This is a genomic window from Fusobacterium sp. (genome assembly GCF_030528405.1).
Classification (GTDB): Bacteria; Fusobacteriota; Fusobacteriia; order Fusobacteriales; family Fusobacteriaceae; genus Fusobacterium.
The window spans coordinates 1-14389 of record NZ_JAUMYY010000027.1; the positions used below are offsets into that span (position 1 = coordinate 1).

16 protein-coding genes and 1 pseudogene are annotated in these 14389 nt (G+C 27.0%); all 17 read right to left on the bottom strand.

The window, feature by feature from the left end; all coding sequences use genetic code 11:
- Nucleotides 1-568 (bottom strand): restriction endonuclease subunit S (locus Q4A58_RS05555; protein WP_303117295.1); only part of this gene is annotated, 568 nt, incomplete at its 3' end.
- 34 nt (nt 569-602) lie between these two features.
- On the bottom strand, nt 603-1613 hold the full coding sequence (locus tag Q4A58_RS05560; protein WP_303117296.1) for a virulence RhuM family protein: 1011 nt from the start codon (nt 1611-1613) through the stop codon (nt 603-605).
- Complete coding sequence (locus Q4A58_RS05565; protein WP_303117298.1) at nt 1613-3187, bottom strand: type I restriction-modification system subunit M; 1575 nt, start codon at nt 3185-3187, stop codon at nt 1613-1615. The genes Q4A58_RS05560 and Q4A58_RS05565 overlap by 1 nt, the downstream gene beginning before the upstream one ends.
- Nucleotides 3188-3346: 159 nt before the next feature.
- Complete coding sequence (locus Q4A58_RS05570) at nt 3347-4051, bottom strand: hypothetical protein (protein WP_303117299.1); 705 nt, start codon at nt 4049-4051, stop codon at nt 3347-3349.
- Nucleotides 4052-4591: a methyltransferase gene (locus Q4A58_RS05575; protein ID WP_303117300.1), complete on the bottom strand. Its 540-nt coding sequence runs from the start codon at nt 4589-4591 to the stop codon at nt 4052-4054. It lies immediately after the preceding gene.
- A 223-nt stretch (nt 4592-4814) separates the two neighbouring features.
- Complete coding sequence (locus Q4A58_RS05580) at nt 4815-5201, bottom strand: VOC family protein (RefSeq protein ID WP_303117303.1); 387 nt, start codon at nt 5199-5201, stop codon at nt 4815-4817.
- 14 nt (nt 5202-5215) lie between these two features.
- Nucleotides 5216-5977 (bottom strand): precorrin-4 C(11)-methyltransferase, encoded by a 762-nt coding sequence (cobM, locus tag Q4A58_RS05585; protein WP_303117306.1) that lies wholly within the window; start codon nt 5975-5977, stop codon nt 5216-5218.
- Nucleotides 5956-6678, bottom strand: coding sequence for a precorrin-2 C(20)-methyltransferase (gene cobI / locus Q4A58_RS05590; RefSeq protein ID WP_303117308.1), 723 nt, complete (start codon nt 6676-6678; stop codon nt 5956-5958). Before cobI ends, cobM begins: the two co-directional genes overlap by 22 nt.
- A gap of 7 nt (nt 6679-6685) precedes the next feature.
- Nucleotides 6686-6865 (bottom strand): annotated as a pseudogene (locus tag Q4A58_RS05595) (aspartate racemase); the annotation flags it as partial.
- 75 nt (nt 6866-6940) lie between these two features.
- A complete protein-coding gene (locus Q4A58_RS05600; protein ID WP_303117312.1) occupies nt 6941-7996 on the bottom strand; it encodes a hypothetical protein in 1056 nt (351 codons plus the stop codon).
- A gap of 33 nt (nt 7997-8029) precedes the next feature.
- Nucleotides 8030-8608, bottom strand: coding sequence for a precorrin-6Y C5,15-methyltransferase (decarboxylating) subunit CbiT (cbiT, locus tag Q4A58_RS05605; protein WP_303117315.1), 579 nt, complete (start codon nt 8606-8608; stop codon nt 8030-8032).
- A 1-nt stretch (nt 8609) separates the two neighbouring features.
- Nucleotides 8610-9293 carry a precorrin-6y C5,15-methyltransferase (decarboxylating) subunit CbiE gene (gene cbiE, locus Q4A58_RS05610; RefSeq protein WP_303117318.1) on the bottom strand — a complete coding sequence of 228 codons (684 nt, stop codon included), beginning with the start codon at nt 9291-9293 and terminating at the stop codon, nt 8610-8612.
- The gene (cbiD, locus tag Q4A58_RS05615) at nt 9244-10374 is read right to left on the bottom strand and encodes a cobalt-precorrin-5B (C(1))-methyltransferase CbiD (protein WP_303117320.1); all 1131 of its coding nucleotides are present in this window, start codon (nt 10372-10374) and stop codon (nt 9244-9246) included. The genes cbiE and cbiD overlap by 50 nt, the downstream gene beginning before the upstream one ends.
- A gap of 112 nt (nt 10375-10486) precedes the next feature.
- On the bottom strand, nt 10487-11137 hold the full coding sequence (locus Q4A58_RS05620) for a precorrin-8X methylmutase (RefSeq protein WP_303117323.1): 651 nt from the start codon (nt 11135-11137) through the stop codon (nt 10487-10489).
- Nucleotides 11138-11168: 31 nt separating this feature from the next.
- Nucleotides 11169-12512: a cobyrinate a,c-diamide synthase gene (locus tag Q4A58_RS05625; protein WP_303117325.1), complete on the bottom strand. Its 1344-nt coding sequence runs from the start codon at nt 12510-12512 to the stop codon at nt 11169-11171.
- A gap of 15 nt (nt 12513-12527) precedes the next feature.
- Complete coding sequence (locus Q4A58_RS05630; protein ID WP_303117328.1) at nt 12528-13604, bottom strand: histidinol-phosphate transaminase; 1077 nt, start codon at nt 13602-13604, stop codon at nt 12528-12530.
- 127 nt (nt 13605-13731) lie between these two features.
- A partial coding sequence (gene cbiB, locus Q4A58_RS05635) for an adenosylcobinamide-phosphate synthase CbiB (RefSeq protein ID WP_303117331.1) occupies nt 13732-14389 on the bottom strand: 658 nt, incomplete at its 5' end.

Sequence of the window (14389 nt, forward strand, 5' to 3'; positions counted from 1 at the left end):
CAGTAACATAATTTGTAAATTTGTCAAGTATTTTTACAATTTTTTCTTGAGTTTCTATTGAAGGGACTGGAATTTCAAAATTTTCTAAATCACCCTTTCTAATTCCAGATAATGTACTTCCTTTTAATCTATTTTTTAAATTATTTTGAAATATATTATTTTTTAGATAATGTAATAAATATCTTTCATTTATAATTATTCTTTTAGGCTTTAATACAAATGTTGATTCATTCACATCAAAATTATTAGGGTCATTTTTTACTAAAGCAATTTTCCCAACTGTCCCAACAGCTGAAAATAATAAATCTCCTTTCTGTAGTTTGCTTCTTTGATTTATTTTTATCCTTGCAGTTTCTGTTATTCTTGCAGTTTTCCCCTCAATAAATTCTATTTCCTCATTTTGTGAATAATCTTTTGTAGTTATATACCATGAAGTTAATTCTCCATTAGAATCATTTAAAATAAAATTTTTTCTTGGATTTAACCCTGTTGTTATACTTTCTAAAACTTCCCCCAACTTTCTCCATTCAACTTTTTCATTTTTTATTATATCCATTATTTTAGACATTCTTATTTTCTCCTTTAATTTTGAATTAAAGTTTTTATTTTTCCTTGCTATTTTTTTTTGCAATTCTTTCAATATTTTTAATTTCTTCTAAATAATCTCTTTCTACTTGAGTTAAATTTTTTTCCTTGAATTTTTTATATTCAGTTTCAACTTTTTCTATCATTTTTTGATTTGTAATTTTACCATTCCCTTGTAAAATATCTTCACCTACAGCTTTTAAAATTTTATCAACATGCTCTACCCAATCTTTCATATACATGACAATTTCTTTTTCAGCTTGTCTTTCTGCAAATTCTAAATAACCAGAAACTAGATTATTTAAATTTTTTAATTCTTTTTCACTTAAATAGTTTTTTGCTATTTTTGCTTCTTTTAGAGTTGGAAGTTCCCCTTTAAAAGTTTTAAGCCCCATAAAATCCTTTTCACTATTTACACGATTATATACAAGTTCACTTGCAGTATTATGATGGATTGCATAGTGCATTTTATTTTGCACAGTTGCAAAAAAATATTTTGCTTCATCACTATTTTTATTATAATCTATACTTGTTGCAAATAAATCTAAAACCTGTCTATAAAAAAGTTTTTCACTTGAACGAATATCACGAATACGCTCTAGTAATTCTTTAAAATACTTTCCTCCACCATTTTCTTTTAATCTTTCATCATCCATAGCAAAGCCTTTTATTAAATACTCTTTTAAAACTGTGCTTGCATAATTTCTAAATTGCATTCCTCTTGGTGAACGAACACGATAACCTATTGCTAATATCATATCTAAGTTATAAAATTTTATTTTATTAGTTTGTGTTTTCCCTATTATTGCACCATGTTGAGTGGTATGCAACTGATAGTTGCATACCACTTTTTCTTCCAATTCTCCATCATCAAATATGGCTTTTATATGTTTAGTTATATTTTGTCTTGTTGTTTGAAAAAGTTCTGCTATTTCTAATTGACTAAGCCAAATTGTTCCATCAAGTAAATGAAGTTCTACTCTGCTATTTCCATCTTCTGTATTATATATAATAATATCATTTTTCATCAGCTTAACTCCTTTACTATCTCATTAATAGAAGCTCTTAGTTCATCAATTCTTAAAACAATTTCTTCAATCTCCTTATTTAATTTTACTATATCAATTATTTCTCTTGTATCTTCTTTTTCTACATAGGTTGATACAGATAAGTTATAATCATTCTCTTCAATTTCTGATTTATCTACATACCTTGAGAAATATTCTTTATCAGTTCTATTTCTAAATTCCTCAACTATTGCATTTATATTTTTTTCTTCTAAGATATTATTATTTGTTTCTTTCTTAAACTCCTTACTTGCATCTATAAATAAAACTTTATTTTCTGTTTTATTCTTTGCCATTACTAAAATACAAGTTGCTATTGATGTTCCAAAAAATAAATTCTCTGGTAACTGAATAACACAATCAACAAAGTTATTTTCAACTAAATATTTACGAATTGTTTGTTCTGCCCCCTTACGATAAAAAATTCCAGGAAAACATACAATTGCTGCCCGTCCTTTGCTTGATAAATAGCTAAGTGAGTGCATTATAAAAGCATAGTCAGCATAAGATTTAGGGGCTAATTTTCCTGCTGGAGCAAATCTCTCATCATTAATAAGAGTTGGGTCAGCATCTCCTACCCATTTTATTGAGTATGGAGGATTAGAAACAATTGCATCAAAAGGCTTTTCATCTTTATGTAATGGATTAATTAAAGTATCTCCTCGTTTAATTGAAAAATTATTATAATTTACATTGTGTAAGAACATATTCATACGAGCTAAGTTAAAGTTGGTCATATTAATTTCTTGTCCAAAAAAACCTTCATCTATAATATGTTCATCAAATTGTTTTTTCATTTGTAGGAGCAAAGAACCACTTCCACATGTAGGGTCATATACTTTGTTAATACTTGTTTTTCCATCCATAACAAGCCTTGCCAAAAGCTTTGATACAGTTTGTGGAGTAAAAAATTCTCCTCCTGATTTACCTGCATTACTTGCATAATTTGAAATCAAATATTCGTAAGCATCACCAAATGCATCAATATCATTATTCTTAAAATTTCCAAAATTGATTTCTGCTATTCCTGTCAATATATCAGTTAATCTTTTGTTTTTCTCAGCTACCGTCCCACCTAAACGGTTACTGGTTGTATCAACATCTTCAAATAAGCCTTTTATATCGTCTTCTGAAGCAAAACCAATGGCACTTCCTTCAATTGCTTTAAATATATTTGCTAAATCAGTATTTAGATTTTCATTTTTCTTGGCATTTTTTACAACATTTTCAAAAAGTTGACTTGGTAAAATAAAAAAACCTTTATCTTCCACTGTGTTTGGTCTAAAATCTATTTCAGCTTCGTCATCAGAAATTTTTGCATAATCAAAGTCTATATCCCCTGCTTCATGTTCAGCTGAATTAAAAAATTCAGTCATATTTTCTGATATAAATCTATAAAAAAGAATTCCTAGTATATACTGTTTAAAGTCCCATCCATCAACTGCTCCCCTGACATCATCAGCAATTGCCCAAATTTTCCTGTGAAGTTCTGCTCTTTGATTTGTTCCGTTATTTTCTTTTAAGTAGTCGGCCATTTTACTTCCCTCACTTTATATATTTTTATTAAGTCTTTAATATTTCTTGTTTTCATTTTTTATAGATACTATCCAAAATATCATAGTTAAAAAACATTCGATAAAGTAAATTTCTTTTTTATTGTAACAATAAAGATAAAATTAAAATATTTTTATATTTTATGAAAACATTTGTTTATAAAAGTTATACCAATTAATATTCCATTTTTTTTCTAAACATAAATTATATAAATCTTCTTCATTTTGTATGCCCTTTTCTGTTATTAACTCATGAGTCTTTTTATTAATAATAAGCCCATTGTCAAGCTCAAGTTGTAAGTCTGGATATAGAGCCACACTTCTTATATGAGAAAATTCAGCAGTTTGAATTTTTAAATTAACTCCTGTTAACTCATCTATTTTAATCTTATATTTTTTAATTCTTTGATTTTTTAATTTATTTCTCTTATCAATAAGATCTTCAAAGTATCTCGCTCTCATTACTTCAGCTTTATCTGAGTCTCTTATTAAAAGATATAGTTTTTCAGAATACCTTATATAATCTCTTCTACGAAAAGTAGTTGCTGAATCAAAAATAGTAGAAAGTAAACGTATAAATTCTGCACCAGTTATATATTCACTATCAGACCTATTAATCGTAGCAAGATAATATTTAACTAAAGTTTTATTCACACGCAGTAAAGTGTGTAAATATTTATTACTGATCCATATAATACCTTGCCCATCAAGTTTTGCTCCATTAATCCAAGCATTTTGTATTGCTGTAGACCAATTATCATTTAATTCTCCATAGTCGGTTTCTCTTATATTTCCTTGCAAGTCCTTAATTGAAATTAAATTTTTAGAAAGTGCATATTTTTTCATCTAAATCATCCCTTTATACAATTTTTCCAACGCTTGCATAGCTTCAGTTGCTTTTGGATGCTTACATCTATCAGGATGAATAAGCTTTACCATTTCCTTATGCCATTTTTCTGCAATTTTTTTATCACGATAGTAATTATAAGTTATTCCTAAAAGGTCAAGTTGTTGTTTTCCTTCAAGTACTACTAAAAAGAATATATATTTAGAAATCTTATCTTTAAAATATAAATCTTCAGTAACATATTTATCATATAAAATTTGCCATGAATTAGCTGTAATTTTTCTATTTAAAATTTTAGCTATTTTTTCTTTTGCTTCTTTTAAATTTATAAAACTTTTTTTTAATTTTTCAATGGAGTCAATCATATTAATATCTGTTATTTCTTCTTTTTTTAATATATAATTATCATATAAAACTTGCCATGAATTAGCTGTAACTTTTTTATTTAAAATTTTAGCTATTTCTATTTTAGCTTGCTTTAAGCTTTCAAAACTTTTTTTTAAAATTTCTACAGAATCCATTTTATTAATGTCTACCATTTATACTCCTCCAAATTGGTTATTATATTTTTTATCTTTTATAAGTTTAAAATCTAGCTTAGGACTTTACATTATTTCTAATTCTCTATTAACTTTCGTATTATTTCTCCAAGAAAAATTATATGATATATCAATCATAAATGTGACATAAAATTTTTACAACTGATTTTCTTGTAAAAATACAATATAAATTTTACAAATCTCTCTTTCTTAACTATTAATTCTATTCTGATATTCTAATATAGTAGCCATCAGGATCTAATATTGAAAACTCTTTTACATAAATAATTTCATCATTAACACTAAATTCTCTTGTTTCCATTTCTTTTTTTAATGAAGATTTTTCTATTTTAAATTTTGAGTAAAGTTTATCAATATTATTAACTCCAAATGTAAAATTAATTCCTTTTCCAAAAGGATATTCCATCTGAGATAATTCCTCTTCAGAACCCTCTTCTAACATTAATTGAATAGTTCCAAGTGATAGAAATACAAATTTATCTTCTTCTCTTTCATATTCAATTTTAAAACCTAATAAATCAACATAAAATTTTTTTGAGACATCTATATCAGAAACTATTAACTCAGGTATTAAATCATTGTATTTCATAAAATATCTCCATTTTATTTTTCCACTCCTTTTCTATATTCGTGAGTATAGTATTTATCATATAATTTTGACTTTTCGTATTCATTGCCTAAAAAATCTCCAACCAATATCTGGGCAGTCTTATTTATTCCTGCTTCTTTCACTTTCTGTTCAATAGTTTCAAGTGTTCCTAAAACTATTTTTTGGTCTGCCCAACTTGCTCTTTGTACAACAGCAACTGGTGTTGTCATAGGATAAGAAGTAGCCAATGCTTTAACAACTTTATCTATCATATGAACTGATAAAAATATTGCCATAGAAGCTCTATGTTTTGCTAAACTTTCTAAACTTTCTTTTTCAGGAACAGGAGTTCTTCCTTCTATTCTTGTACAAATAACAGTTTGAGAAATATTAGGTAAAGTAAATTCTTTTTTTAATGTAGCAGCAGAAGCCAAAAATGAACTTACTCCTGGAATAACTTCATACTCTATTCCATACTCATCAAGCATATCCATTTGTTCTCTATGAGCTCCATAGATTGCAGGGTCTCCTGTGTGAACTCTTGCCACTTTTTTACCATCTTTTATTGCTTTTACAGTGACATCTATAACTTCATCTAAAGACATAGAAGCTGAATTATAAATCTCAGCTCCGTCTTTATGACAATCTATAACTTCTTTCGGGACTAATGAGCCTGCATATATAATAACATCTGCCTCTTTTACTATCTTTTGACCCTTTATTGTAATCAATTCAGGATCTCCTGGTCCTGCTCCTATAAAATAAACTTTTTCCACTTATTAAAGCCTCCTTTTTTTACTATTAAAGTTGTAAAATATGGAATTTCATCTTCTTTTAGTTCACTTATATCAAAATATACTTTCTGTGTATCTTTTCCACAGTTGGAAACCATTATCAAATTATCCATATTACCACTTTCTATAAGTGCTTTTTTTAAATTTTCAAAATTTCTTTTTACTTTCATAAAAACAATATTATCATTATTTTCTAATTCAAATTCAATATTAGTATTTTTATTAAGTGATACAACTTTTAAATTTTCATCTCCTATCATAAGTGGAAAATTAAATCTTGATGCCATATCCACAAATGAAGATATTCCTGGAATTGTTTCAACTATATATTTTTCAGGTAAATGTTCAAGTAAATATACATAGGTACTATATGTCATAGTATCTCCTATAGTTAAAAAACCTACATTTTTACCCTCATCCAATAAATTTTCTACTATTTTTGCATTTTCCTTCCTCGCTCTTTCTCTGTCTTCCAAAGATTTTAACATAGGAAATTCAATAAAAATTTTTTTTACTCCTTCTTTCATGTATGGCTTTGCTATTTCATAAGCAACTGAACCATCATCTTTTTTTGCTTCTGGCAATAACACTACATCTAATTTTTTTAAGGTGTTTATTGCCTTTAAAGTTATTTCCTCTGGGTCTCCAACTCCGACACCTATTCCATAAAATTTATTATTCATACAGAAAACTCCTTTTCCAATTTCCATTTGATTGATACTCCTCTATTTCTTGAAAATTAACACTGTATAAAAGACATTTTGCAGAATTAAGACCTCCAAGTTGCTTTTTAACAGTTTCATTTATTATTTTATAATATGTTAAAATACTTTCCCAACTCATCCCACCGATTAAACCTATTGTTTTCATTTTGTTTCCCTTCATTTTTTAAAATTATATAAAATCTTAAAATTTTAAATAAATAACAATTGTATTAATATATGCTTACCTATTAAATAAAGCTTCATATGCTTTGTCTGCATGGAAATATTTATCAAAAACTTTATCTAATTTCTTTCCTAGATCTTTACTAGCTTTTATTATTTCTCTTCCATTTCTTAATTCTAAATTTCTTTTCACTATTTCTTCTAATTTCTTTGATTCATCAATAAAAATTTTATTTTTTTCTAAATATTTTTTATATTTTTCTTTAGGTATTTCTCCAGCTTCCAAATCTTTTTCAGTTTGTTTTTCAAGTTCAATTTGTATTTTTGAAAACTGTAAATTAAAATCTTTTAAATAAGAATGAACTGTATTTAATTCATCCATTTTTTCATTTACCAAATTTTCATAATCTTTATGCCCTTCTTTTATAATTTTTTCATATATATCAACATTAAAACTTGAACTATTTACATAACCAGATAATCTTGAAAAAAACTCATCCATTACTTTTGAAAATTCAATTATCTGATCATTAGTATTAAATCTATCAGGGTTTAAGGTTTTCTGAAATTTATTAAATTCATTTATAAATTCTTTGCTTTCCTTTATATACGCCTCGTGAAAAAGAAAATAATCACTGTTTAATTTTTTGATCTCATCTATAGAGTTTATATTATTTTTATAGTATTTTAGTATTGATAAAATATTATCTTTTAATTTGAAAGATATAACTAAAACTTCTTCTGCTTTCCTATCTATTTCTTTATATAATGGCTTATTCTTAGTAGTTTGCTTAACCCCATTCATCATATCATTATAAAAATAATTTAAATTAAATTCAATATTATATGCAAATGACTTAAAATCTTGCCATGTTATACTTTTATCTTTCTGATTCAACAATTTCTTATATTCTCTTTCAAAGTTTCTAAAAGGATTTTCTTTATTCAATATTGATAGACATAAATCTCTATAAACACTTTCTTTTTGTGTGCTAGGACTTACTATAAAATTACTGTAATTTAAAAATCCAATATTATCTTTTCCATATATTTTTAATTTATTTATAGATAAGATCATTAATAAAAGAAAATAAAAGAATAAATTTTTTTTCATAATTCTACTCCTTAAATTCCAAATTTTAAATATTTAATTCTTGTTAGAGCTGCTCTTTATAACCTTTATTATATGAATAGGATTTTCTCCAAACATCATTGTATATGGACCAACTTTTTTTGCCCTACCTATAGTTACTGAGATTACTTCTATATCCTTAAAATCCAATCTTTTTAAAATTTCTAAAGATTGATGTTGTGTTTCCAAAGTTATAGTATTAATAACTAGAATTGCTCCATCTTTTGCATAAGTTAAAAAATGCTTTATGATATCTTCTAAGCTTCCCGTTGAACCACCAATAAACATTCTATCATAAGCAATATTTGGGATAACGTTTGGTGCTTTTCCATGTATTAATTCAAAATTTTTAAGTTCAAATTTATCTGCATTTAACTTTATGGTATCCAGACCTTTTTCTTCTTTTTCTATTGCATAAACTTTACCTTGTGGCATATAGGTTGCAGCCTCTATCCCTATCGTTCCCGTTCCTGCTCCTACATCAATCAAAATTGAATCAGGCTTTAACATAAGTTTAGCGATAGATATAGCTCTTACTTCCTGTTTGGTCATAGGAAGCTCTGTCTGTGTAAATTCTTTATCATATATATGCATACTATCTCCATTCTTTTTTCTTCAAAACTAAAACATTCATATCAAATTCCCTGTTTAAATCTTTAAAGTTCTCTATATCTACTCTTGTAATTTTTTCATTTTCATAGGATAAATTCTCTCCTACAATAATCTCTATATTTTTTATATTATTTTCATATAGCTTTTTTGCGACTTCATAGGGATTTTGAATATCATCTGTAAGCAGTATAAGTCCTTCTATTTCTTCATCCTCTATATGCTTTAAATAATCAAAATCTCTACCATGTATGCTCGCTAATCTATAATTCTGCCAATTTTCTTTAAGTTGAGAAAACAAATATTGGTATGACGAAATACAGGGAATTACATTTAAAATATCTTTTGATAAATTCTTAGATAAATATGGTACTAAACTATAAAATCCTGTATCTCCAGAAACTATAATAGAAATTCTTTTGTTTAAATTTTCTTTTAAATATTTTATTAAAAGGTTTAATTTTCCTAAAATATAAATTTCCTGTCTTTCAAATATCAAATCTTCCAAGTCACTCAATTGTCTCTTACTTCCTACAATAATATCTGCACTCTTTATGCTTTCTATACCTGCCATTGAAAGGTATTTTATATTTCCTGGTCCAAGACCTACAACATCTATTTTATTTTTTGCTAGCAAAACATTCACCAACCATTCTTTTGTAATTTTCACTTTCAGCTAAAGTCTCTCCTTTAAATGAAAATATTGCAGCGGTAACCTCTATATCCGCTCTTGCATACTCCTGCATTTTTCTTGCGACTCTATTTGCAATTAAATCGTATATCTCACTTTTTTCTACATAGTCACAGGCTTCTTCAATAGTATTTGATTCTAAAATTTTTCTTATATTTTCAGGGCTTTCATCAACTAAAAATGCACAAGCAGCCATAATTTCCATTCTTGCATCAGCAACCCTGCTATGCGTGTTAAAAACTCCCCCTGCAACCTTAATAGCTTTGCTTATATGCCCCAGCATTATAATTTTTTTAAAACCAAGCTTAACTGCACTTTCTATCATATAGCCAACAAAATTACTTATTATTATCATTTGCTCAGTATCAAGACCTATTTTTTGACAATGTCTTTCTCCATAATTACCAAAAGCAAAAATTACCCAATCCCTATCTTTATCTTCTCGCATAACTTTAAGTTCTGCAAACATAGATTTTTTTAAAGCTTCTTCACTCATAGCTTTTACTATACCTGTTGTTCCTAAAACAGATATGCCGCCTATAACTCCCATTTTAGGATTATAAGTTTTTAGAGCCTTTTGCCTTCCTTCTGGAATATAAATTGTGATTAAAGCTTTATATTCGCTATCTTCTAAAATTTTATCCACAACTTCCCTTATCATTTTTTGTGGACCTGGATTTATTGCAGACTTACCAATGGCTATCTGTAAACCTTTTTTAGTTACAAGTCCCACGCCTCTTCCACCAACAATTACACAGTTATTATAGTATGCCCCTCTGTCAATTTTTGGAAGCTTCTCTAGCAATTTTACTTTTACACAAATGCTTATTCCATCGGTTACATCAGGGTCATCTCCTGCAAATTTTTTTATTGCACAACTTGCAAAATTATTTCTTACTCTCAATTTTTGAACTGGGATTTTAAGTGAAGTATTATTTAAAGTAGTTATCTCAACTTCCTCATTCTTTTTACCATAAATTAAAGCTTCTAAGGCAACTTTAACTGCTGCTGCTGCACAGGTTCCTGTAGTGTATCCATTTCTTAATTCTTTTTCCACCATAACTTCTCCAGCTATTTCCATTATAAAAATTCATTATTTCACTTATTATTTCTTTTCTCTTGCTTTAGTTATATTTTATTCTCTAAAAAGTATCCATTAAATTTTTAAGAAATTAATTATGGAAACCTTCTCTTTCGTAAATCTGATATATAATGCCATGTAAAATCCCGACTCCTATTGTGCTTCCTCCTTTTCTACCATTTATTGTAATATATGGTAAACCTAAAGATTTAAAATCTTCTTTAGATTCAGCAGCTCCAACAAAGCCCACAGGAACTCCAATTACAAGTTCAGGTTTTTCAATCTCACCTTTCTCTATCATTTCCTTTAGTTGATAAAGTGCTGTTGGTGCATTTCCTATTATGAAAATTTTTGTTTCAGGATCTTTCCCTGCTTTTCGCATTCCTACAATTGATCTAGTTAATCCTTCTTTTTTTGCCTCCTCCATAACTTCTTTATCAGATACTAAACAATAAGCTGAACAACCAAATTTTGATAGAGCTGGCTTACTTAAACCATTTACTATCATATTTGTATCACAATAAATTTTGCATCCTTTCTCCAATGCATTTTTCCCTTTCTCTATGGCATCATTTTGAAATTCTATTAAATCTGCATATTCAAAATCTGCTGATGTGTGTATAATTCTTCTTATTATTGGTAATTGTTCAGGAGAAAATTTATTAATCTTATCTCCTAATTCCTCAGTAATAATTTCCATACTTCTTTTTTCAATGTCTCCTGGCACTTTTATATAGCTCATTTTATCCTCCTGTAATTTTTATTAAGTCAACTTACCTCAAAATTTCCTTTAATAGTTCTGTGCTACTAAAAAAATGTATATGTGGGTAGCCCGCATATATATTTTTTTCATTAAATATGCAATCCCAATTTCTACCATCTTTTTTATATGCTTTAAACTTTCTATTATCTTCTAATATAGTTTTTATTTTTGAATAATGAAATTCATGTCCCTTAGCAATAACTGAGAAATCTTCTTCTTTTCTTTTCATTTCTATATACCCAAATCTTGAAATATCAAGCTTATTTGTCATAGTAATACTGCAGGGTAATAGTTTGCACATTTCATAAAATTCTCCATTTAAAAGTTCTATGCCTTGACTTAGATACATAAAACCTCCACATTCAGCAAAAATTTTTACTCCATCTTCATATTTTTTTCTTATTGATTCTATCATGGATTTATTTTCAAATAGTTCTTTTGCAAAGTTTTCTGGATACCCTCCTCCAAAATAAATAAAATCACATCTAGGTACAAATTCATCATTTAAAGGAGAAAAATATCTAATATCAAAACCAATATGTTCTAAAAATTCTATATTGTCATTATAGTAAAAAGAGAAAGCTTTATCTCTAGCTATAGATATTATCTTACCCTTATATTTATCTTTCATTTCTTCCAATGCAAAAGGGTAGATAATATCTTCTTTTCTAAAGTCTAAATATTTACATTCTTCTGTTGCTATTCTTTCAATTTCTTTTAAATCAATATTTTCCAAAGTAATTTTTTTTAGTATTTCTATTTTATTCATCAAATCACTTACTTCATTTGCCTGTAACAGTCCTAGATGTCTACTGGAGATATTTAATTCATCATTTTTCAAAACATAGCCCAAACACTTTATTCCAGTATAATTTTCTATAGCTTCTTTAAAAATTTCATAAGTTTTTTTGCTACTGACTTTATTTATAATTACTCCTGCAACATTTACCCTCGGATCCAACATCTTATATCCTAAAACTTGAGCAGCAATGCTCGTACTCTTACCTATACCATCCAAAATTAAAATGATTGGTAATCCTAAAACTCTTGAAAGATGTGCTGAACTGTTGTTATCAAAGCTATTATCTATCCCATCATAGAGCCCCATTACACCTTCAACTATTGATATATCTTTTTGATGTTTAAAAAAACTATATTTTACTCCAGATTCTCCCATCATAAATAGATCTAAGTTATAACTTTTATTTCCTGTTATAAATTGATGAAAACCAGGATCTATATAATCTGGTCCCACTTTAAATGGTGATACATTTTTAAAAACTGACATAAGTGCCATGGAAATTGTTGTTTTACCAATTCCACTGCTGACACCAGCAATCATAAATGCTTTCATTTTATTTCCCCCATTCTATCCTCTGCCTTCAATAAATTCAGCTAATATACTCAGCATTTTTAAATTTGATTTTCTATCTTTAATTGCAAGCCTGACAAAACTTTCATTTAAAAACTTAAAATTAGCTGCATCTCTTATTAGAATATTTTTTTCTATCATTTTATTTCTTAAACTACTAGAACTGATATTAAATAATTTTATTAAAATAAAATTACATTCTGTTTTATATGCTTTTATGTATTGAAAATCATTTAATTTTTTATAGATAAACTTTTTTTCTTCTGAAATCCATTTTTCAGTTTTTTCAATATATTTTTTATCATCAAGCATTATAATTCCTGCAAGGTTTGCAAAAGTGTTAACTGTCCAAGGCTCTTTTTCTTCCCACATCTTTTTTAGAATCTTCTCATCAAAAGCTATACCATAACCTAATCTAAGTCCTGGAATAGCAAAAAATTTTGTAAAAGCTCTCATTATAAAGATATTTTTATTTTTTAATAAAGAAACTGTTTTTTCTTTCCAATTCTCTATAAATTCTATAAAAGCCTCATCAACAAAAATTTTTATATTTTTATTTTCACAAACTTTTACTATTTCTTTAATATCTTTTAATTTAATAAATTGTCCTGTTGGATTATTTGGATTACAAAATAGCAATAAATCATAATCATTTTTTTCTATTTCTTTTTTTAAGTTTTTAATATTAGGATAAAAATTATCATCTTCTTTAAGTTCAAAATATTTTATTTCTGCAGAAATAGATTTCAATGCTCTTTCATATTCTGCAAAACAAGGCGCTAATAATAAAACTTTTTTAGGTCTTAAAGCCCTCATATAAAGAAATAAAATTTCTGTGGCACCATTTCCAACAATAATATTATCCATATTTATTAAATTAAATTCTGCAATCTTTTTTCTTAATTCAATATAGTAAGGGTCAGGATAATTTACTAATTTATCAAAACTTTCTTTTCCTATATCTATAAATTTCTGTGGTACTCCTAAGGGGTTGATATTGGAACTATAATCTAAAATATCCTTTTTCCCCTCTCTTTGAAATTTATAAATATTTCCTCCATGTAAATCTTTCATAAATACTCCAAACTTATCAAAATTTTATTGTTTTCTCTGTATTTCTTACACCTAAACAAATACAAGTGATTTTATTTACTTTTTCCTCCAATAGTATTAACATTGCTAAATAAAGTAAATGGATTTTTTAACTATAATACAATTCACTTATTTTAATTAATATAAAAGTTAAAGTTACTATAAAAGATACAACATATAAAATATTTATAGCTTTTTTAATATCTTCTATATCAAAGTTTTTTAGCTTATCACCAATAGTTGGTTTATTATATTCTTGACCAAAATAACTTATTTTTCCCCCAAACTGTATTCCTAAAGCACCTGCATAAGCTGATTCACTCTGTCCAGAATTTGGGCTTGAATGTTTATTTCTATCTCTAAAAAATATTTTTAATGAATTTTTAAAATCGTAGCCTAACACTAAACTTGAAAGAGGTATAAATATTAAACCAGTAAATCTTGCTGGAATAAAATTTGCAACATCATCAACTCTAGCCGAAAATTTTCCGAAATCTATATATTTTTCATTTTTATAGCCCACCATTGAGTCTAAGGTGTTTATTGCCTTATAAGTCATAGCAAAAGCCAAAGCAAGAGATAAGCTTTTCCCAAAAATATTTATTTCTATAAAGCTTCCAACAAATGCATAAAAAGCAGGAGATATAAAACCATCTACGGTATTTTCAGAAATTGTTTCAACAATGCTCATTATTATTTTATCAGCTGATAGAGTGCTTGTATCTCTACTTACAAGATAAGAGAGTTCTTTTTTTGCTTTCTCAATA

Excerpts from the sequence above, each read along its gene's own strand:
- Q4A58_RS05560 (WP_303117296.1), bottom strand. The coding sequence starts at position 1,613 with ATGAAAAATGATATTATTATATATAATACAGAAGATGGAAATAGCAGA.
- Q4A58_RS05565 (WP_303117298.1), bottom strand. The coding sequence starts at position 3,187 with ATGGCCGACTACTTAAAAGAAAATAACGGAACAAATCAAAGAGCAGAA.
- Q4A58_RS05570 (WP_303117299.1), bottom strand. The coding sequence starts at position 4,051 with ATGAAAAAATATGCACTTTCTAAAAATTTAATTTCAATTAAGGACTTG.
- Q4A58_RS05575 (WP_303117300.1), bottom strand. The coding sequence starts at position 4,591 with ATGGTAGACATTAATAAAATGGATTCTGTAGAAATTTTAAAAAAAAGT.
- Q4A58_RS05580 (WP_303117303.1), bottom strand. The coding sequence starts at position 5,201 with ATGAAATACAATGATTTAATACCTGAGTTAATAGTTTCTGATATAGAT.
- cobI (WP_303117308.1), bottom strand. The coding sequence starts at position 6,678 with ATGAATAATAAATTTTATGGAATAGGTGTCGGAGTTGGAGACCCAGAG.
- Q4A58_RS05600 (WP_303117312.1), bottom strand. The coding sequence starts at position 7,996 with ATGAAAAAAAATTTATTCTTTTATTTTCTTTTATTAATGATCTTATCT.
- cbiT (WP_303117315.1), bottom strand. The coding sequence starts at position 8,608 with ATGCATATATATGATAAAGAATTTACACAGACAGAGCTTCCTATGACC.
- cbiD (WP_303117320.1), bottom strand. The coding sequence starts at position 10,374 with ATGGTGGAAAAAGAATTAAGAAATGGATACACTACAGGAACCTGTGCA.
- Q4A58_RS05620 (WP_303117323.1), bottom strand. The coding sequence starts at position 11,137 with ATGAGCTATATAAAAGTGCCAGGAGACATTGAAAAAAGAAGTATGGAA.
- Q4A58_RS05625 (WP_303117325.1), bottom strand. The coding sequence starts at position 12,512 with ATGAAAGCATTTATGATTGCTGGTGTCAGCAGTGGAATTGGTAAAACA.
- Q4A58_RS05630 (WP_303117328.1), bottom strand. The coding sequence starts at position 13,604 with ATGAAAGATTTACATGGAGGAAATATTTATAAATTTCAAAGAGAGGGG.